Origin of the sequence: Paenibacillus sp. 11B (assembly GCF_030487755.1) — a bacterium.
Taxonomy (GTDB): domain Bacteria; phylum Bacillota; class Bacilli; order Paenibacillales; family Paenibacillaceae; genus Paenibacillus; species Paenibacillus vandeheii.
This window is the reverse complement of record NZ_JAUKNS010000001.1, coordinates 974,644-994,007: the sequence shown is the minus strand read 5'-3', so window position 1 is coordinate 994,007 and position 19,364 is coordinate 974,644. Positions and strand designations below refer to the sequence as shown.

Below are 19,364 nucleotides of genomic sequence, written 5' to 3'. Positions count from 1 at the left end.
ATCAGGCTTGCGGGTAATACATACTATCCCGGGCATTTTGCATCACTTCGATGGGAACTCATCATTCGAAAGCATGCGAAATGCTCATACAGAGATTTGGAGGAGATGGAGATGAGCAATGCTGCAATGGAACAATTGAATTTATTGCTGCCGGAATGGCTGGAGACCAGCCGTTTGCATACTGGACAGGGGAAAGTTGCTTCTTATATTCCCGAGTTGTTCAAGGCTTCGCAGGACGAATTGGGTATACATATCATGAACGCCGAAGGCAATCATGTGTCGGCCGGAGATTGTGGTATCCCGTTTACGATGCAAAGTATCTCCAAGGTATTTACACTCATTCTGGCCCTGATGGATCATGGGGAGGAAGCGGTCTTCTTTAATGTAGGAAAAGAACCTACCGGGGATGATTATGATTCCATGATCAAGCTCGAACTAGTGGAACCGGGCATTCCGTTTAATCCATTGATCAATGCGGGCGCGATTACGGTATCGTCCCTGATTGGCGGGGATTGCAAAGAGGAGAAGTCCCGGCGCATTTTGGAATTTTTCCGCACGCTGGCGAATAATGATCGACTGGACTACAACGAAGCGGTATATCGGTCCGAATGGGAAACAGGCCATCTGAACCGTTCGCTTGGTTATTTTCTGAAGCATAATGGCGTACTCAAGGATGATGTCGAAGATGTGCTTGCCGTCTATTTCCGCCATTGCTCCATCGAGGTGACTTGTGCGGATCTGGCCCGTATGGCACTGGTGCTTGCTTATGACGGGACAGATCCCATCACCGGAAATGAGCTTATTCCTCGTCGTTATGTACAGATTGCCAAAACGTTCATGACCACCTGCGGTATGTATAATGCATCCGGCGAATTTGCGATTCAGGTCGGACTGCCTGCCAAGAGTGGAGTGTCGGGTGGAATACTGACCCTGGTTCCAGGACAGTTTGGCATCGGTCTTGTAGGTCCGGCTCTGAATCGGAAAGGAAACAGCATTGCAGGCGTGCATCTGCTTGAGCGTCTTTCCAAGGAATTTGACTGGAGTTTATTCTAATGAAGTCACCTTGAAGTCATCTCCTTATCCTCCTGAGTAGCCGATGAATCACCAATCCGTTCTTTTGCTTCTTTGGAACGAAATGCCCCATGTGGATATGGCTTGTCGGCTGCTTCAGTCCTGCAACAGAATGTGTAGGAAAACGGTCCTGCATGGCAACGGCCATGCTGCATCTATACCGGTGTACCCGCAATGCCAGCCCGCATCATTCATTCGCGAGTACCACATCTGTAATGAGATTCATCTGAATGTCCCGGGTCCCGCTCTCCATCAGCAGCTTAAGGGTACGGGCAGGGGAGTCCAATCGGAGCACCTGTCCGGTAAAGCGGATATCATCATGTTCATGGAACAGGGTGATGGTGACAGCATCCCCGAGCACCATCGAGTTACTAAGCAAACGGGACATTTCTTCCGCTGCCTGGGCATCCAGGGATGGACGGGTACGGGGAGCGAGCTGCTCCTGATGAATGATATAGGCCTCCCGGTGTTCGGGAAGCATCATGCGCGAGGACTCAAAAATTCCGTTTTGCTGCAATTTTTTACTCATTTATAGTGACCTCCAATTTTATGAGAACGTTCCTGTGCCTGTGCGGACGAGCAGAGCGAGGAGGCCCGCATAATCGCGGTATCTCCGAACTTGCGCTTGATGTCATCCGTGGCGCGTTCCAGTTCTCTTTTACGTTCACGGTCATCGAACCAGGATAGCTGTACTTCGGAATCGGGCACGAGTCCGGTCAATGACACGCTGATGCGGCGAATGGGTAATCCGTCCCAATGGCGCAGAAACAGAGCAGCTGCCGCATCGTATACTTCATCGGTGATGTTGGTAGGTTCATTCACCTTCATCTGGCGGGAGAAGCCGGTTGGACGATCATAATCCTGCCCCCGACATCCAACAGAGACGACATTACCCATGAGTGATTTGTCCCGGGAACGCCTGCTGACCAGCTCTGCCAATTCGAGCAGCACCACCTTGATGTCCGCCCACGATTCATAGTCCCGAGGCAATGTCATCTGATGTCCAATGCCCTGCTGCTGGTGAGCATATGTCCCGGGTTTTACCGGAGAATCATCGATCCCGCGGGCAATACGCCACAATACCTCACCGTTTACCCCCCAACGCTCTTTCAGCCGGGACAACGGAGTCTGTGCCAGATCACCGATCGTATGAATCCCCATCTTGTAGAGATGCTGCGCCATTCGGGAACCGACCATAAACATGTCTCGAACAGGTTTATTCCACAGTGTTTTCTGCATGTCCTTGCGGGGCAGTGTATAGATGCCTACCGGGACTTTTTTGGCATACAGGTCACAGGCCATCTTGCTAACAACCTTGGTGTCGCTGATGCCAACGCGGATATAGACGCCAGTCTCTTCCATGACCCTGTCCTGAATGCTGCGGGCAATGGTTTCAGGGCTGCCGAACAGGTCCAAACTTCCGGTGACATCGAGAAACTGCTCATCAATACTATACGGTTCAACCAGATCGGTATAGGACTGAAGGATACGGGTAATGTGTAGGGAAACACGAATATATTCAGCCATCCGGGGACGAATGACGACAACATCGGGGCATTTGGCGAGAGCCTCACCCAGCCGTTCTGCTGTAGTAATTCCATAGGACTTGGCGAGTGGGCAGGCTGCCAGAATAATACCCGAACGGCGTGCAGGATCTCCCGCAACAACAAGCGGACGGTCTCTGTATTCGGGATGTGCAGACTTCTCTACACTGGCATAAAACGACTGGCAATCGGCCAGCATAATGACACGTCCGTCTTTGCGGGGCATAGTACTTCTCTCCTTTTATTCATAAATCGGCTACTTCTGTACAACGATGGAACTCATTCAGCCAACGTTATTTTACAGTTTACTTACAGTATGGAACAAGTGTTCCTGTTTTATAAGCATATCTGACAATGTCAGATGCGGCAACCGGAATTATTTTGCAAATTGGACACAATTATTGAACGGACCTAATAGAGTCAAAATTTAGGAAATAAGATGTATGTTTTTACATTTCGTGTAAGAGATCCGTGACTTCCGGGTGATGACCGGGTGTTCATTCAGCTTTATGTAAAAGTAATATAAATGGGCACAGTCCTATAAGGGGGGACTGATGTCCTTTTTTCATTTTCTGCACTTTTCAGAAAACCTTGATAGGGCGCGGGTTTTCAAGGATACGTTATCGGACTATAGTATCAATTTTGTAATCTTTATGGTTAATACTGTAAAAATGTCCGCAACTTTAAAATATCATTAGCGTTTAATGGGGTAAGCGTTCAAGCGGAAACAGATCTCACAATCCGCGTTGCATATAACAATAACGGGTAGAGATGTGCAAGGCTGGAAGAACCTCAAACGGACGGTTAAAGTAGCCTATATTCGTGTTGATGGAGGATAAGGGCCAGAAGGTCACCTGGATGCTAGTTGATGGCGCTTTTTACGAATTATGGGCAGAATGTTGCAGTTTACGTTTGCTTCCATCAGCCTAGTTACAAATGCAGAGACTTAGAGCTATAGTGAGAACACACCGCTGACATCTCTACCCAAAGCGGACATCCGAAGCGGGATTCCCCGCATACCTTCATGTCATTCAAGATCTGAACTGAAGCAGGATGCATACTAGAGAGGTGAGCAATTAAGAACCATGAGCAGACGAAGACGTAAGCGCTGGTTGTTGACGATGTTGACCGGAGCGGCCGTAGTGACGGGAGGAATATTTGCCGGCTGGCACTACATGCAACCTCAACTGGTTACGTACACAGCGGAGAACGGTACAGAGATGAAATTCAGAACCGATGGAGACCGGTTCATGGAATATGGACCCGATGGCACATGGCGGGAGATGTTCGTCAAAGGGGTAAACCTGGGCGCAACATCACCGGGACATTACCCGGGCGAATTTCCGTTGACCAAAGAGGATTACTTGAGGTGGTTCCAGCAGATTGAGGATCTTGGAGCCAATGTGATCCGGGTGTATACGGTGCATGAGCCGATTTTTTACACAGCATTGGTTGATTATAATCGCGGCAGGGAGCAACCGTTATATTTTATACAGGGCATATGGTCGCCGGAAGAAGAATTGATTGAGAAGCAGGATGCCTATGCTGACCCTATTGAGCAGACGTTCAAGCAGGAGATTGAAAAGGCGGTATCCGCTGTATATGGCGATGCGGACATTCCCGATAAACCGGGCGAGTCAAGCGGTAAATACAAGACGAATGCCGGGAAATACCTGATGGCTTGGCATGTGGGTACCGAGTGGGACCCTTCGATGGTGAACAACACGAATGAGAGCCATCCCGATGTGCCGCAGTATAAGGGCGTTCATTTTTCGGGGACGCAGGATGCATCTCCGTTTGAAAATTGGCTGGCCGAGCTGCTGGACTATACCGCTGTATTGGAGAAGAAATACGGATGGGAGCATCCGATGACCTTCACCAACTGGGTAACTACTGACGTGTTGGATCATCCGGGCGAGCCGCTATTCGAGGAGGATCTGGTCAGTGTGGATGCACGCCATATTCAACCGGAAGAGTGGCAGGGTGGATATTTTGCAGCATACCATGTGTACCCTTATTACCCGGATTTGTTCCATACGGACCAGACACTTCAGACCATCAAGGACGAGAACGGCGAGTACAACACGTACAAAAGTTATCTACGCAAGCTCAAAGCCGAGTTTTCCGATATGCCTGTAATGGTTACAGAGTACGGTGTACCGTCTTCGCTGGGAATTTCCCATCTGGGTATGGGAGGCCGGGATCAGGGCGGACATAACGAGGTGGAGCAAGGAGAAATCGACGCATCGCTGACTCAGGATATTTATGACGAAGGGTATGCGGGAGCGATTTTGTTCATGTGGCAGGATGAGTGGTTCAAGAAAACCTGGAACACAATGCCGCTGGAAATTCCAGCTGATCGGCGTGCCTACTGGTTGAACGTGCTGACGAATGAGAAAATGTTTGGTCTGCTCGCCATGGACCCTGGTAAACAGGAACAGCTAACCATAGACGGTAAACTGGATGACTGGAATGCGCTGAAGAAGGAAGAGGTCACCGTCTGGCAAGGCAAGGTCGATGGCATCAAGGAAATGAAGATGACCCATGATGAAGCCTACCTGTACATCGGCATGACGCTGGATCAGCCTTTTGACCCGGATCAGACCTTGCTGCGCATTGGAACGAATACACTGGATGGTGGCAATCAGCCAGGTACGAGGCTTCCGGATCGAACACTCAGTGATGGTCTCGAAACGGTGATCACACTGGGACAGGATGCTGAATCGCAAGTGGAGATCGCCAAAGACTATGACTTTAACCAGCGGCTTTATGGCAAGGACGGTTACGGGATGCTGCCGGAAGAGCAAAAGAATGCAGCAGATCCATTCCATCCATGGAATCTGGCGGTCAGCCTGCGGATGACCCCACCGGATACCCGATCTGCCCAACCGTTCATGAATGAGAAGGTGGGTACATTGAAGCGGGGAACGACAGCTCCAGATCAGTCCGATACCGATTCGTTAACCGCCTGGCAATATAACGGTAATCAGGTTGAGATGCGTATTCCCTGGATGCTGCTTGGATTCGGTGACCCAAGTTCACTGCAAGCGATCAAGTATGGTGCGCTGAAGGGTGGACGGGAATTCGAAACGGTCGCGGTCAAGGGCGTCACTCTGGTTCCCTGGCTAATGGATCGTTCAACTGGAGATATCTCTTGGCCCGGTGGTGAACAGAAGACACTGGATGTGAAGACATTGCCTATATACAGCTGGCAGCCATGGGAGCAAGTACAGTACAGTGAGCGACTGAAACTGAGCTACGAGGAAATGCAGAAACGGTATGAACAAATTCCAAGTTTTCAGACCGAATAAATGAGTATAAAGGAGGACCTTTTCACATGTTTCCGAATTTGGCTTTGGCTTATCTATTTCTATACATCTGTACAGCGCTCGTCGTTGTGGGGGTGATCCTGCTGTTTGCCATGAAAATGTCCCACAACGGCAAACGGCGCAAGATTGAATTTTATAAATTAAAACAGCGTGATTACTTTACGTATCTCCAGACGGCGCTGACAGAGGACAGTCCCCTGCGATTGCCACCTGGGAAGCTGGCTCGGCTCGAGCGCCGGGTCATCCAGAGCAAGCTTATTGAATGGATTGATCAGTTCAAGGGAGAGTATCGCAACAAATTGATTGTACTCTGCCGTGAAGCCGGATTTGTAGAGCAAGATCTGAAGGAACTGAGCCGTATTCGTTACGGACGCCAAATTGATGCGGCTTATCGATTGGGCGGCATGCGTTGTCCAGAGGCTGTTCCAGGTTTGATGGAATTGCTTAAGGATGAGAAGCCGGGCCCGATGGCGATTATGATTGGTCGTTCGATCGCAAGATGTACCACCCGCCAGGGTGAACTGAAAGACATGCTCGCGCTGCTGTTAACCAAAGGAAAATCGATTCATCATCTGGCAGCAGATATTTTGCTCGAAACCAGTCTGGATACAAGCCGAATTCTCATTGAATTGCTGGAAGACCGCAATCCTGACTTTGTCAAAGTGGGACTCGTAGCGATGTGGGGACAGGCTGTACCGGAAGTGATGCCAGCACTCGACAGACTCGTAGGTGCAGAACATCAGGATGTACGGGCAGAAGCGGTGAAGCTGTATCTCAGCGCAAGTCCGGCACTTCAGGACGAGACCATTCTGAAGCTTATGCAGGATTCGGACCCGGAGGTGCGTGCCGAAGTGGTTCTGGCGCTCGGTTCGAAACATGCGGCGGGCAGCATTCCATTGCTGCGCAAAGCACTGCGTGACGAAGACTGGGGCGTACGTTATAACAGTGCGGAGAGCCTGAGCAAGTTGGGTGAACCGGGATTTGAAGCCTTGTGTCAGGCCGCGGTGCAGGGTACAGGTGCTGAAAGGGAAATTGCAATGCAACAGATTGAGAGCACGATGCAGCACTCAGGAACAGACCACAAAGCCGTTGACCAGATGATTGCACATAACAAAAAAAGGCTGCTGTATGATCGGTACTTTGGTCCCGTACGCGGGAACCGGACAACAAGCAAGAAACGTACAGGTGTGGCTGCGGTAGGAGGGGATTACACTGCTTAGAGATCTACTATTAATCTATGGCATGGTCGCAATCTACTATGTCGTTGCTGTAAATACGCTCTATTTTTCCATTCTGGCCTTATCATTCCGTAACATTTGGACGATCTTCAGGCGGTCGCACTATTCCAAATACAATACGTTATCGGGCTCGGAGCTCGTACCATCGGTTTCCTTGCTGGTGCCTGCATACAACGAGGAACTGACGATTATTGAAAATGTGAACTGCCTGATGACGCTGAATTATCCAACCTATGAAGTCATCGTGGTGAATGATGGCTCCAGCGATACCACCTTAAAGGTGCTGTTGGAAGAATACCGTCTGAAGCCAGTACCTAACACGAAGATCCGGGGCAAGATTTCCTGTCAGAAAATTCGCGGGATCTACCACAATCCGGAATTCCCGGACCTGTATGTCATTGATAAGGAAAACGGCGGGAAGGCCGATTCCCTCAATGCTGGAATTAACCTGTCCCATTACCCGCTGATCTCTTCGATTGATGCCGACTCTTTGCTGGAAAAGGATGCCCTGATTCGCATGGCTCGCATGTATATGGAGAATCCGGAAGAGACGGTTGCTATTGGCGGGGATGTACGGATAGCCAACGGCTGCAAAATCGAAAACGGGGCAGTGCAGGACGTTTCACTGCCTCGCAAGATTTGGCCGATGTTCCAGTCCATCGAGTATCTCAAAGCTTTTCTCGGCGGACGGATCGGCTGGAGTCACATGAATGGTCTGATTATCGTCTCGGGTGCCTTCGGTATGTTCCGTAAGGATGCAGTTATCGCCGTTGGGGGATATCGGGACGGTTATCCGGGTGAAGACATGAACATTATCATCAAGCTTCACCGTTATATGCTGGAGAACAAATTGAAATACCGCGTAGCCTTCTGCCCTGAGGCCGTGTGCTGGACACAGGCGCCGGATTCCTACCGGATCTTGTCCAGTCAGCGCAAGCGCTGGGGACGCGGAAATCTGAAGAACATGCTTGAGAACCGCGGCATGTTGTTCAACCCGAAATATAAAGTCATGGGCATGCTGACCATGCCGTACAACATCCTTTTTGAAGCGCTGAATCCGTATTTCCGTATTACCGGACTTCTCGCTCTCACGGGATATGTACTAATGGATATGACCCAGTGGCCGATACTTGTGCTCTTTGGATCGCTCAACATTGTGAGTGGTTATCTGCTCAGTGTGGGAGCTCTTGTGCTCGAGGAAATTGCATTCAAGCGGTATAACAAGCTGTCCGATCTGGTCAAAATGCTGTTCTACTCCGCTCTGAAATTCGTCGGCTATCATCAGCTTGGCGTGCTGTGGAGATTGCAGGGGCATATTCAGTTCATGCAAAAAAACAATTCATGGGGTACCATGACACGCCAGAGCTGGTCCGAGGAAGAGAAAACAAGCGAGGCGGCCTAAGCACAGCGTAATCAAAGTAATACAGCAGAAACAATATAGATAACCGAGGGAGAAGGGTGGAAAAGAACATGCCAAATACGGCGACATTGCAGCGTGAGGCTGCCGTTAATGTGTACCGCAGTGTAGAACAGGGATTGAAAGAAACGGGTGCCGAAACATGCGGCTTAATGTTCATCCATTGTGCAGGGCAGTCTCAGCCGGAGCAGCAGGTCAGGACACATCTGGAGCAGACCGGTGAGTCTGCGTTCCAGGTGTGGGTGGATGGAGCCACACAGGCGATTGCTGTCCTGCTGCCAGGGTTGACACTGGATGAGGTTCATTATGAGGGGCTTCGCATCAAGCATGAACTGCAGGAGACGGTACCTGGTGCCGATCCGCAAATCACGCTGGCAAGTTTCCCGGCAGGTGAGCGTCCTTCCAAGGCAACCATTCAACATATGGCTGAGTCTGCGAAGCTGGTAGACCCGTCGGAGATTCATATCTACACGCTGGACAAGACGGCAGACGAGCCGGAACGAATTTTGATTGTGGACAACGATCCGACGGTACGCGAGTTTCTGCAATTGCGGCTGAAGATGCAAGGGTACGAAACCTATGAAGCGGTGGATGGGCTGGCTGCATTGGAGCTGATTGAGAAAATCACGCCCGATCTGGTGCTGACCGAATTGAATCTGTATGGCATTGATGGCCTGCCGTTCATTCAACATATCCAGAACCTTGATGTGGAGCAGCCGCCCAAAATCGTCGTTTTGACGGAGCAGCGTGTAGAACAGACGATCAGCCAGTGCTTCCGCAGCGGGGTCGATGATTATATGACCAAACCGTTCTCACCTGTGGAACTGGATGCCCGAATCAGGCGTTGCCTGCATTAGACGCAATCACCAGCACAACCAGGAGAGACAGCAGCCTATTAATCTCGATCAAAACAAATAAGAACATTTACAGACAAACATCTATCAAATGGATTCGTCAATCAACCAAACAAATACACTTTGGAGGGAATATCATGGAGAATCAACAATTCCACACATTACTGAATGCGATTGAAAATAAAGAAGCGGTGCTCGGCGTGGTCGGGCTCGGTTACGTAGGGTTACCACTTGCGGTGGAAATGGTCAATCAGGGTTTCACGGTAATCGGAATTGATCTGGATGCATCCAAAGTGGAGAGCATCTATCAAGGAGATTCCTATATTCACGACATTTCGTCCGAGGAATTGAAAAAAGTAATGCAAAGCGGCCGCTTCCAGCCAACAACGGACTACAGCATGCTGCGCGTGATCGACGCACTGAGCATCTGCGTACCTACACCGCTTAGTGAAAACCAGGACCCGGATACGTCTTATATCGAGACGGTTGTGGATCAGATCAAACTGCACATGAAACCAGGTATGCTGATTACGCTGGAGAGCACCACTTATCCAGGTACAACCGAAGAACTGATTCAGGATGAGCTGGACAAGATCGGACAAGAAGCAGGAAAAGATTACTTCCTGTGCTTCTCGCCTGAACGTGTGGACCCGTCCAACGGACGATTCACTACCTTTAATACACCGAAAGTAATCGGTGGAACAACGGAAGCTTGCCTCAAGCTGGGAACAGCATTGTACAGCAAGTACGTTGAAACGGTTGTACCTGTATCTTCGCCAAAAGTGGCTGAAATGTCCAAACTGCTGGAAAATACGTTCCGCAGCGTAAACATTGCCTTTGTTAATGAAATGGCGATGATGTGCGATCGTATGGGCATTGATATCTGGGAAGTTATCGACGCAGCTGCGACGAAGCCGTTTGGCTTCATGCCATTCTATCCGGGCCCTGGCATCGGCGGTCACTGCATTCCGCTTGATCCGATGTACTTGTCCTGGAAGGCCAAAGGATTCCGTTTCTACAGCAAATTCATCGAGCTGGCACAATCCACTAATGACAACATGCCATATTATGTACTGAACAAAACATCTACGATCCTGAATGAGTACGCGAAATCCGTACGTAAATCTAACATTCTGTTGCTCGGTATGTCGTACAAGCCGAATATTGCCGATTTGCGTGAATCTCCAGGACTGGAAGTCTATGAACTGTTCAAGGAAGGTGGCGCCAATGTCAGCTATTATGATCCACATGCTGAATCGTTCCTGGACAAGCATGGAGAGACGGTATATAGCGAAGTGTTCAACCTTGAGCAGTTCAAGAAGTACGATTGCATCGTGCTGATCACCAACCACAGCGATTTGCCTTACTTTGATATTGCCGAGATGGGTGTGCCGATTCTGGATACACGTAATGCGTTCAAAACGTACACACATCCGCACATTTACAAGATTGGTCATTCGGTACAGCACCCTGTGCTTGAGCCAAGTGAAGCGTTGCTCGTCTGAGGAATATAATGAACAAGTGGGGCAAACTGTCGGTGAAGGCAAAATGGGCCATTCTGGCCCTGCTGTTCTGCCTGCTGCTTCTGCCCTGGCTACTCAAATGGTTCTCACATGAGGAACACAAAGCGACCTGGCTGTGGGACGCTTCCATTATTGCAGAGCAGACGCCCGAGATTATCTCCTTCTCCAAAGCACAGGGCGTAGATACCATTTTCCTGCAAATCCAGGATGAGGTTTCGGATGAGACGTACCGCAAATTCATTGCGGCTGCCCGGCAGGCTGAGATCGAAGTGCATGCTCTGAACGGTCATGCAGACTGGGCTTATACGGAGAAGCGGGAAGAGGGACTTGCATTTATTGAAAAAGTACGAGCCTATAATGCGGCTTCGGCCAAAAATGAACGCTTTGAGGGCATTCAGCTGGATGTGGAGCCTTATCAGCTAAAACGCTGGGAGAACGAGCAGAACAGCGTGATTGCGGAGTGGAGCGACAACATGAAGGCCTGGACCAAAGCCGGATCTGATGCCGGACTGTACATGAGCGCCGCGATCCCTTTCTGGCTGGATGCTCGTGAGTCGGTAGAAGGCGGAGATACATTCAGCCGCTGGGTGATCGACCATTTTGATGCAGTAGCTATTATGGCTTACCGGGATAGTGGTCAGCAGATGTATGATCTGTCCAAGGAAGAGCTGGACGAAGCGGATGAGCTTGGCAAGAAAGTATGGGTTGGAGCCGAGCTGGCAGACACGCATGAAGGCGATCATCTAACCTTTTTCAGCAAATCCATCACCAATATGGACGAAGAAATGAAGAAGGTGTTTGATCTTGGCGCTTCTCATTCCTCTTTTGCTGGTGTCGCTGTGCATCATTATGAAGCATGGTATGCAAAGGAAAACGGCATTCCGCTGGCTCGAAAGAGCGAGGAGAAGAAGTAGCAGGAGCATATGCATAGGCATGTGGTTAACAGAAAGATGGTTGTGAATTGTAAATGGGAAAAGGCAGGTCTCCGTCAAGGAGGCTTGCCTTTTTGCTTTGGGTAGTTTTAGGTAGCTTTCAGCAGCGGGCGATTGGCGACAAATCAGCTTTTGTTGTTCTCGGCGGTTCGATATCGGTTGGGAGGCAGACCGACCTGCTTTTTGAATGCTTTGGAGAAGGAAAACAGGTCGGGGTAACCTACCGAGTGCGCTACTTCAGTTAACGTTAACGGGGTCTGCACAAGCAGCCGTTTGGCCTGATTCATTTTGAGACGTTGAATATACTGGACAGGAGACAGACCATAAGCTTTGCGGAATTGTTTGGCAAAATGGGTCCGATCCACGCCAGCGTGTGCAGATACACCTTCCACAGTAATGCCGCCAGCAAAGTGAATATCCATGTACTCTTTGCCCTTTTGCAGCCATGGTGTGGCAGAGTCTGGTTGAAGTACTCGGGTAGCGGGCGATTTGGCAATTCGATCAAACAATCCGAGAAAACGGGTCAGTCGTCCCAGGTCGCTTGCGCCTCCCTGAGGTTTGCGAACCTCTTCCATAAAAGCACGCATGCCATTTGCCGTCTCCGGGGTGAGTACACCTGAACGATGCGGCGCGTCCGGAGTGAGCCCGATTCGTGCCAGAAGTTCGGCTGCATGTTTTCCGTCAAAGGCAATGAAAATTTTGTGCAAAGACTCCTTCGGGTCAGACCAGTACTCATGGGTAACCTGGGGATACAGGCAGAATGCATCACGGGCACGCAGGGAATAACGATGTCCGTTCTGTATGAATGTTCCCTCGCCCTCCAGAACAAAGATCAAATAATGAAAAGGCGTCGTTCGCGGGCCAATATGATAGTTGCTCTTGGCTATATTACGGCCGATTCGAATCGGCCAAGCTCCACCGGCTTTCTCGAATTCGGACGGAGTAAAAAAAATAATATCCAAAAACTCGTGGTGGTCCTCCTTCATGCTCTCGATCATCAGGAACACCTCTTTAATATAAGTATAGTTTGTAATCTCTGAAAGTTTCTCTTATAACCTATTATACAGGTGGGTTTTGTAAATATTCAAGATGAGAAAGACCTATTCCTGTGAATTCACCACAAAATGACAAAATAAAATTGCCGCGAAATGACATTGATCACAGACAAATCAATTGTTATGATGTCCATACCTATTAAACCAAGTTAATTAATCGGCATTTGGAATTATTCGCACTTATAAAATGATTAGAAATTAGGCGCACTTTAAAAATAAGGTTTAACGAGTGCGAACGTAGTGGAGGGTACGAAATCGATTCTGAAGAAACGCAATGTTTGCCTTTATAACAGTGATCGAAAGAACGATTCGTAACCGGAACGGCCAATGTGCACAACACTGGTCTTATTTTTAACATGAGACTTTATTTATTCATAGAAGGGAATGACTTGTGTGAGCGAACAGGAAGAGATGAAATTTGGCTGGTTTTTGCCTACAGCAGGAGACGGAAAATATGTGGGGGTTGCCCCGGAACGGGAACCGAGCCTGGATTATTTAGTTCAAGTGGCGCAGACGGCGGAGACGGCAGGTTTTGAATTTGTATTGATTCCGACAGGAGGAGCTTGTCTTGATGCGTGGGTTGTGGGTTCGGCTGTCATGAGTCACACGAAAACATTGCGTCCGCTTGTGGCTATTCGCCCAGGTCTGGTCACCCCTGTATTGGCTGCACGAATGGGAGCGGCACTGGATCAACTGTCTGGTGGTCGTGCCATGATCAATGTAGTGACAGGCAGCTCGGTTCGGGATCTGGAGGAACTGGGTGATCCACTGGCTCATGCCCATGATGAACGTTATGAACGCGCGAGCGAGTACATGGAAGTGATGAAGCGTTCATGGACGCAATCGACCGGGCTGAATCTAACCGAGTTTGCTGGAAGTGGTGCTCAGTCGAATCAGGAAGCATCCGATGATAATCAGGAGTTTAACGGTAAATATTACAATTTCAAAGCTCCGGTAGGTATGCCTGAAACCGTGCAAAAGCCGTATCCGCCATTCTACCTCGGAGGAAGTTCACCGATTGCGAAACGGGTAGCTGTTGAACATGCAGATACATTCCTCATGTGGGGCGAGCCGCATGACTGGATTCAGGAGCAGATCGAAGAAATTGAAGGCATTCGCGAACAGATCAAAGAGGAAACGGGTCAAGATCGCCAGTTGCGTTACGGCATGCGGGCACAGGTACTCATTCGGGATACCGAAGAAGAGGCATGGGCGGCGGCTTGGGAGATTATTAGCAAAGTTCCACCTGAAGCGATCGAGAAAGCCAAAGCTGCCTTCGCGGAGACGGATGCAACCAATCAACGCAGGCAAAATGAGCTGCGGGAACTGTCCGAGAAGCAGCAGTTTGTCGTAGGTCCGAACCTGTGGACAGGTTTGTCTGTTGTTCGTTCCGGCGGAGCAATTCTTATTGTCGGTACAGCCGAACAGGTCGCTGAGCGCTTGATGGAATACGGGGATATGGGCGTAACGACATTTATCCTTTCGGGATATCCTCATTTGGAAGAAGCCGAAATTTTTGGACGGACAGTTATGCCGATCATTCGTGAGAAGTGGAAAACAAGACAAAAACAGCATTCAGTTACTACCAATTAAGTGAGTTAACCCTTTTTTTACACTTTAACGGAGAGAGTAGAACCGATCTGAAGAAGCGAAGCGTTCGCCTGAAAGCTTTCTGAAAGAAAGCTACATCGGAAGCATACGCTATCCCCGGATTTCTCCTTTAATAGAATTGAAAAAATCCGGGGGTAACAGCGATTGGAAGATTGTTATGAATACGTAGTGTTCAGTGTAAATTTAGTCGTTTAACTTACATCAAATATCTTCAGGAGGTCTTCTTTCATGAGAAAAAAACAAAAATATATCCTGCCCCTCGTCAGTATGCTGATGATGTCCATCCTGTTGTCTGCTTGCGGCGGCGGGGATACTGCTTCATCAGGAGAGAGCGGCTCCTCCGGTTCAGGCAAAGTAACAATCAGCTTCATGCACTGGCGTGGTGAGGATGTGGAGGCGCTGAACAAGACGATTGATGCGTTTGAAAAGGAAAACCCGAACATCCATGTAGAAATGCAAACTCTTCCTTCGGACCAATATCAATCCACTGTACAATCCAAAATCAGTGACGGTTCGGTTGGGGATGTATTTGCTTCCTTCCCTGGTGCACAGTTCGAAGCCTTCACCAAAGCCGGATTGTTTACGGATTTGACTGGATCGTCGTTTCTGTCAGCCTACAATCCAAAGCTGATTGAAGCAGGCCAGCACGATGGCAAACAATATGCAATTCCTTATCAACTCGTATACAACGATCCAATCTACAATGTGAAGCTGTTTGAAAAATACGGACTGACCCCGCCGACGGATTGGGAAGGTTTTCTAGCGCTTTGTCAGACACTGAAAGACAACGGCATTATTCCGATTGCATTTGCTGGAGCGGATATTGGTCCGGGCCAATTCATGAATACGATGGTGATGAACAATGCGCCGAGTGACGACATTTTTACCAAAGTGGAAGCTGGCGAAGCAAAACTGACGGATGAATTTTGGGTGAAAACATTGACTCAAATTAAAGAACTGAACGACAAAGGTTACTTCCAGCAGGATGCACTGGGAACGAAAGACCCGGCAGCGGGAGCACTCTTCATCCAAGAGAAAGCGGCGATACTGGCAAGCGGATCGTATCAGTTGGCACAGAACAAGCTGCAAAATCCGAATTTGGAGCAAAAATTGCTCGCACCGATTACCGTAAGTGCCGATCAGGCGAAATATGAAGGGGTGCACACCACTACATTCATGCTCGCGGTGAATAGCAAGTCCAAACACCCGGAAGAAGCGAAGAAGTTCCTCGAATTCCTGAGCAGTCCGGAAGTGGCTGGCCAATATGCCAACCAGACAGGACAGAACGTGACAGTGAACGATGTAAAGTACGATACACCCGAGCTTCAGGTTGCCGGAGATTGGGCGAGCAAAAAGACCGTGTTCCAGCCACGGTTCACCATCCTGAATGGAGATAATCAGAAAGCGGTGACGAACTCCATTCAGGCTGTACTGAGCGGCACTTCTCCTGAAGAAGCAGCACAGCAGGCACAGGCGATCATTGATCAGCATATCGGGAAATAAACGATGAAGAACCGTATTCAGCTATCCCTGTTTCTGTTACCCGGGTTGCTGCTGTACGTTGCACTGTTCGTATTTCCTACATTGACGGGGCTGTTCTACTCCTTTACGGATTGGGACGGGGTATCCCCGTCGTATGCATTTGTAGGGCTGGATAATTACAAGGACAGTCTCAGCAGCATCGTATTTCGCAAAGCCTTTGGCAATAACGTTGAATTCATGGTAACGGTTGTTATAGCGCAAACCTTTATTTCACTTGTCCTGGCGCTGCTTCTAGTACGTAACACAAAGACACGCATCGCGCTCCGGGCCCTGTATTTTCTGCCTGCGATTCTGTCCTCCGTATCGGTGGGGCTGATCTGGGCATTTATGTATGATCCTTCGATCGGGTTGATTAACTATGGACTGAATGAAGCAGGTATGGGGAGCATGGCCCACAACTGGATTGGTGATCCGAAGATCGCCATCTACTCGATTGCCGCGGTACAGGTCTGGGCACATGCCGGGCAGATGATGATTGTGTTTATCGCAGGTCTGCAAGGCATTCCGTCAGAGCTGTATGAAGCAGCACGTATGGATGGCGGTAGCAAATGGCAGGTATTTCGTACCGTGACCTGGCCGCTGCTGGCACCTTCGGCAACAATTGTTGTGGCCTATACGACCATTCAGTCGTTCAAGGCATTTGACCTCATTTTCACGATGACGGACGGAGGCCCGAACTACGCGACTGAAATTTTGACGACATATATCTATCATACCGCCTTTGGCAGCTACTCCTTTGGCCTCGCTTCAGCAGGTTCGATGATTTTCCTGGTTCTGCTGGCGCTGCTGACACTATTACAATTCAAAGCGCTTCGAGCCGACCGGGTAAGCTATTAACGATTGGACGAATTGAAATGCTCATGAGTACGTGAATTATTAAGTTTTACTCTGCCCAGCAGCATCCAAGCAACCAAAGGAAGAAGGGAGGGAATTTATATGTTTTTAAAATGGTTCAATCGACTGATCTTATTGGTATACGCGCTGCTGATTATCGTGCCGCTGTACTTTGTATTTGTGTCATCGTTCAAAACCAGCAGCAACTTCTTTAGCAGTCCATTTAGCTGGCCGGACCCGTTTACATGGGATAATCTCACGGGAATGTTCCGCAACCAGCCGATGTGGCAGTATTTCGAAAACAGTCTGGTCGTAACGCTGGGCACGGTTGCGATTGAGTTGTTACTCAGCAGTATGATTGCATATGCCATTGTTCGCTGGGGTGGCAGCGTGGGCAAAATTGTGTTTGCCCTGTTCGTTGCGGGACTGATTGTTCCTTCCCAGGTAAGCATGCTGCCGATCTATTCCCTGACGCGTACGCTTGGGTGGTCGGACAGTCTAACGGGACTCATTGTAGTATCAGCTGCGATGCTGATGCCGGTCTCCGTATTTATGCTGACGGGCTTCATGCGTATGCTGAATGCGGAAATACTGGAAGCGGGCAGCATGGATGGAGCAAGCGAGTGGAGGCTCTATACACGGATTGCGTTACCACTGGCTGCACCTTCTTTGGCAGCTACAGCTACGTTCCTGCTTGTGATGGTCTGGAATGATCTGCTCATTCCGATGCTGATGCTCAGCAGTAAGTCCAAGCTCACATTGCCTCTCGCGCTCATGCAGTTCCGCGGGGAATACGTGACCAACTATCCGATGATGCTCACGGGTGTGCTGGTAACAGCCATTCCGATGATCGTGCTGTTCATTCTGCTTCAACGCTATTTTGTTGCAGGTCTGACAGCGGGTTCACTCAAGGGGTAAGGTATGGGAAGAAGATCAACGGATATGCGTATTTTGCATTGATTTCTGGATCATTCTGCATAATAATGGTTTAGTGTCAGAATGATTATATAGAGATCAAGGGAGCTATAAGTGATGAGCAAACTGGAAGTATTGCGGAATCCCAAGCAGCGCAAGCTGCTGTTCAGTGCCGGCATGAGCTGGCTGTTTGATGCAATGGAAGTCGGCATGATTTCCTTCATCGTGGCTGCACTTGCCAAGGAATGGAGTCTCAGTCCCGGACAAGTCGGGGTGCTTACAAGTATCAACTCGATTGGTATGGCGCTAGGTGCATTGCTTGCGGGGGCACTTGCGGACCGTTTCGGGCGTAAGGCCATTTTGATGTGGACATTACTAATTTTCACGATTGCTAGCGGTCTTTCAGCCCTGGCGACCGGATTCGCCGTATTGTGTGTACTGCGTCTGATTGCCGGTATTGGCCTTGGCGGTGAGCTGCCCGTAGCATCTACATTGGTATCGGAGTCCATGCCTACGGCAGAACGCGGACGTGCAGTTGTACTGCTGGAGAGTTTCTGGGCAGGCGGTTGGATAGTATCGGCACTCATTGCCAACTTTGTGATCCCGGAATATGGCTGGAGAATTGCTTTTGCTATTGGTGCTGTTCCGGCGTTCTATGCGCTGTACCTGCGCCGTGCTATTCAGGACCCGCCACGTTACAAGAACAATACCAAGCTTCATAAAATCACGTTCCGTGAGAAGGTAGCTACGGTCTGGTCAGCACCGCATCGTCGTACAACGTTGATGCTCTGGATCTTGTGGTTTACCGTCATTTTCTCTTATTATGGCATGTTCTTGTGGTTGCCGTCGGTTGTCATGGCGAAAGGCTTTACGCTGGTCAAAAGCTTCCAGTACGTGCTGATTATGACGATCGCGCAGCTGCCAGGTTACTTCACAGCGGCGTACTTCATTGAGCGGTTTGGTCGCAAATTTGTACTTGTCGTTTATCTTACATTGACAGCAGTAAGTGCGATTGCTTTTGGACTGGCAACAACGGAAGCGACGATTCTGACCGCAGGTATCTGCCTTTCCTTCTTCAATCTGGGAGCTTGGGGCGGACTGTACGCGTATAGTCCGGAATTGTATCCCACTTCCGTTCGTTCCACAGGTGTGGGTCTTGCCACATCGGTAGGCCGGATTGGGGGCGTGCTTGCGCCATTAATGGTTGGTATGCTGGTTCAGCGTGAGGTTGCAATCAGCCTGATATTCACGATTTTCTTCGTGACCATCCTCATTGGCGCAGCCGCTGTGCTGTTCTTGGGCCGGGAAACGAAGGGTTTGGAACTGGCCGAATAAATGTCAATAAATACAACGCAACTTTTGTACGGGTCAACCTGCCTACGGAAATGATGGGCTGGACAAGCGGAAGGAAGTTGATACAAGAAGAGGCATGACCATGGCGTGACCATGGGCTCATGCCTCTTTTTGCTATGTTTGGAGTGGATTTTTGCCTGCGCCCT

At 49.4% G+C, this 19,364-nt stretch carries 15 protein-coding genes; 12 read left to right on the top strand and 3 right to left on the bottom strand.

Annotation, left to right across the window (positions count from 1 at the left end; genetic code table 11):
• The first annotated feature begins 111 nt into the window (after positions 1-111).
• Entirely contained in the window at positions 112-1,053 is a 942-nt protein-coding gene (gene glsA, locus Q0V21_RS04395) for a glutaminase A (RefSeq protein WP_079349534.1), read from the top strand.
• A gap of 205 nt (positions 1,054-1,258) precedes the next feature.
• Here glsA and Q0V21_RS04390 read toward each other — a convergent pair whose 3' ends face one another.
• A complete protein-coding gene (locus tag Q0V21_RS04390; RefSeq protein WP_024631096.1) occupies positions 1,259-1,600 on the bottom strand; it encodes a YolD-like family protein in 342 nt (113 codons plus the stop codon).
• The gene (locus tag Q0V21_RS04385) at positions 1,597-2,841 is read right to left on the bottom strand and encodes a DNA polymerase IV (RefSeq protein WP_301877740.1); all 1,245 of its coding nucleotides are present in this window, start codon (positions 2,839-2,841) and stop codon (positions 1,597-1,599) included. The genes Q0V21_RS04390 and Q0V21_RS04385 overlap by 4 nt, the downstream gene beginning before the upstream one ends.
• Positions 2,842-3,700: 859 nt before the next feature.
• On the opposite strand from Q0V21_RS04385, the gene Q0V21_RS04380 reads away from it, so the two are divergent.
• The 6 genes from Q0V21_RS04380 to Q0V21_RS04355 all read left to right on the top strand — a co-directional run bounded on the left by Q0V21_RS04380 (position 3,701) and on the right by Q0V21_RS04355 (position 11,890).
• Positions 3,701-5,926, top strand: a complete 2,226-nt coding sequence (locus tag Q0V21_RS04380) for a hypothetical protein (RefSeq protein ID WP_301877739.1) — start codon at positions 3,701-3,703, stop codon at positions 5,924-5,926.
• Between the two features lie 26 nt (positions 5,927-5,952).
• Complete coding sequence (locus Q0V21_RS04375) at positions 5,953-7,164, top strand: HEAT repeat domain-containing protein (RefSeq protein ID WP_024631093.1); 1,212 nt, start codon at positions 5,953-5,955, stop codon at positions 7,162-7,164.
• Between the two features lie 22 nt (positions 7,165-7,186).
• Positions 7,187-8,584 carry a glycosyltransferase family 2 protein gene (locus tag Q0V21_RS04370; protein ID WP_179132809.1) on the top strand — a complete coding sequence of 466 codons (1,398 nt, stop codon included), beginning with the start codon at positions 7,187-7,189 and terminating at the stop codon, positions 8,582-8,584.
• Positions 8,585-8,652: 68 nt separating this feature from the next.
• Positions 8,653-9,456 carry a response regulator transcription factor gene (locus tag Q0V21_RS04365; protein WP_079349530.1) on the top strand — a complete coding sequence of 268 codons (804 nt, stop codon included), beginning with the start codon at positions 8,653-8,655 and terminating at the stop codon, positions 9,454-9,456.
• A gap of 134 nt (positions 9,457-9,590) precedes the next feature.
• A complete protein-coding gene (locus Q0V21_RS04360) occupies positions 9,591-10,958 on the top strand; it encodes a nucleotide sugar dehydrogenase (protein WP_024631090.1) in 1,368 nt (455 codons plus the stop codon).
• Positions 10,959-10,966: 8 nt separating this feature from the next.
• Positions 10,967-11,890 carry a hypothetical protein gene (locus Q0V21_RS04355; protein ID WP_301877737.1) on the top strand — a complete coding sequence of 308 codons (924 nt, stop codon included), beginning with the start codon at positions 10,967-10,969 and terminating at the stop codon, positions 11,888-11,890.
• A gap of 143 nt (positions 11,891-12,033) precedes the next feature.
• Here Q0V21_RS04355 and Q0V21_RS04350 read toward each other — a convergent pair whose 3' ends face one another.
• On the bottom strand, positions 12,034-12,906 hold the full coding sequence (locus tag Q0V21_RS04350) for a helix-turn-helix transcriptional regulator (protein WP_301877736.1): 873 nt from the start codon (positions 12,904-12,906) through the stop codon (positions 12,034-12,036).
• A 468-nt stretch (positions 12,907-13,374) separates the two neighbouring features.
• Here Q0V21_RS04350 and Q0V21_RS04345 point away from each other — a divergent pair, with 468 nt between their 5' ends.
• The 5 genes from Q0V21_RS04345 to Q0V21_RS04325 all read left to right on the top strand — a co-directional run bounded on the left by Q0V21_RS04345 (position 13,375) and on the right by Q0V21_RS04325 (position 19,200).
• Entirely contained in the window at positions 13,375-14,556 is a 1,182-nt protein-coding gene (locus Q0V21_RS04345) for an LLM class flavin-dependent oxidoreductase (RefSeq protein ID WP_301878401.1), read from the top strand.
• A gap of 246 nt (positions 14,557-14,802) precedes the next feature.
• Positions 14,803-16,077, top strand: coding sequence for an ABC transporter substrate-binding protein (locus tag Q0V21_RS04340; RefSeq protein WP_301877735.1), 1,275 nt, complete (start codon positions 14,803-14,805; stop codon positions 16,075-16,077).
• Between the two features lie 3 nt (positions 16,078-16,080).
• Complete coding sequence (locus Q0V21_RS04335) at positions 16,081-16,953, top strand: carbohydrate ABC transporter permease (protein ID WP_301877734.1); 873 nt, start codon at positions 16,081-16,083, stop codon at positions 16,951-16,953.
• 99 nt (positions 16,954-17,052) lie between these two features.
• Positions 17,053-17,868 carry a carbohydrate ABC transporter permease gene (locus Q0V21_RS04330; RefSeq protein ID WP_301877733.1) on the top strand — a complete coding sequence of 272 codons (816 nt, stop codon included), beginning with the start codon at positions 17,053-17,055 and terminating at the stop codon, positions 17,866-17,868.
• Positions 17,869-17,982: 114 nt separating this feature from the next.
• A complete protein-coding gene (locus Q0V21_RS04325; RefSeq protein ID WP_301877732.1) occupies positions 17,983-19,200 on the top strand; it encodes an MFS transporter in 1,218 nt (405 codons plus the stop codon).
• Positions 19,201-19,364: the final 164 nt, after the last annotated feature.

Coding starts and splice junctions, on each gene's coding strand:
- glsA (WP_079349534.1), top strand. CDS start 112: ATGAGCAATGCTGCAATGGAACAATTGAATTTATTGCTGCCGGAATGG.
- Q0V21_RS04370 (WP_179132809.1), top strand. CDS start 7,187: ATGGTCGCAATCTACTATGTCGTTGCTGTAAATACGCTCTATTTTTCC.
- Q0V21_RS04355 (WP_301877737.1), top strand. CDS start 10,967: ATGAACAAGTGGGGCAAACTGTCGGTGAAGGCAAAATGGGCCATTCTG.
- Q0V21_RS04380 (WP_301877739.1), top strand. CDS start 3,701: ATGAGCAGACGAAGACGTAAGCGCTGGTTGTTGACGATGTTGACCGGA.
- Q0V21_RS04390 (WP_024631096.1), bottom strand. CDS start 1,600: ATGAGTAAAAAATTGCAGCAAAACGGAATTTTTGAGTCCTCGCGCATG.
- Q0V21_RS04375 (WP_024631093.1), top strand. CDS start 5,953: ATGTTTCCGAATTTGGCTTTGGCTTATCTATTTCTATACATCTGTACA.
- Q0V21_RS04365 (WP_079349530.1), top strand. CDS start 8,653: ATGCCAAATACGGCGACATTGCAGCGTGAGGCTGCCGTTAATGTGTAC.
- Q0V21_RS04325 (WP_301877732.1), top strand. CDS start 17,983: ATGAGCAAACTGGAAGTATTGCGGAATCCCAAGCAGCGCAAGCTGCTG.
- Q0V21_RS04385 (WP_301877740.1), bottom strand. CDS start 2,841: ATGCCCCGCAAAGACGGACGTGTCATTATGCTGGCCGATTGCCAGTCG.
- Q0V21_RS04330 (WP_301877733.1), top strand. CDS start 17,053: ATGTTTTTAAAATGGTTCAATCGACTGATCTTATTGGTATACGCGCTG.
- Q0V21_RS04335 (WP_301877734.1), top strand. CDS start 16,081: ATGAAGAACCGTATTCAGCTATCCCTGTTTCTGTTACCCGGGTTGCTG.
- Q0V21_RS04340 (WP_301877735.1), top strand. CDS start 14,803: ATGAGAAAAAAACAAAAATATATCCTGCCCCTCGTCAGTATGCTGATG.
- Q0V21_RS04350 (WP_301877736.1), bottom strand. CDS start 12,906: ATGATCGAGAGCATGAAGGAGGACCACCACGAGTTTTTGGATATTATT.
- Q0V21_RS04360 (WP_024631090.1), top strand. CDS start 9,591: ATGGAGAATCAACAATTCCACACATTACTGAATGCGATTGAAAATAAA.
- Q0V21_RS04345 (WP_301878401.1), top strand. CDS start 13,375: ATGAAATTTGGCTGGTTTTTGCCTACAGCAGGAGACGGAAAATATGTG.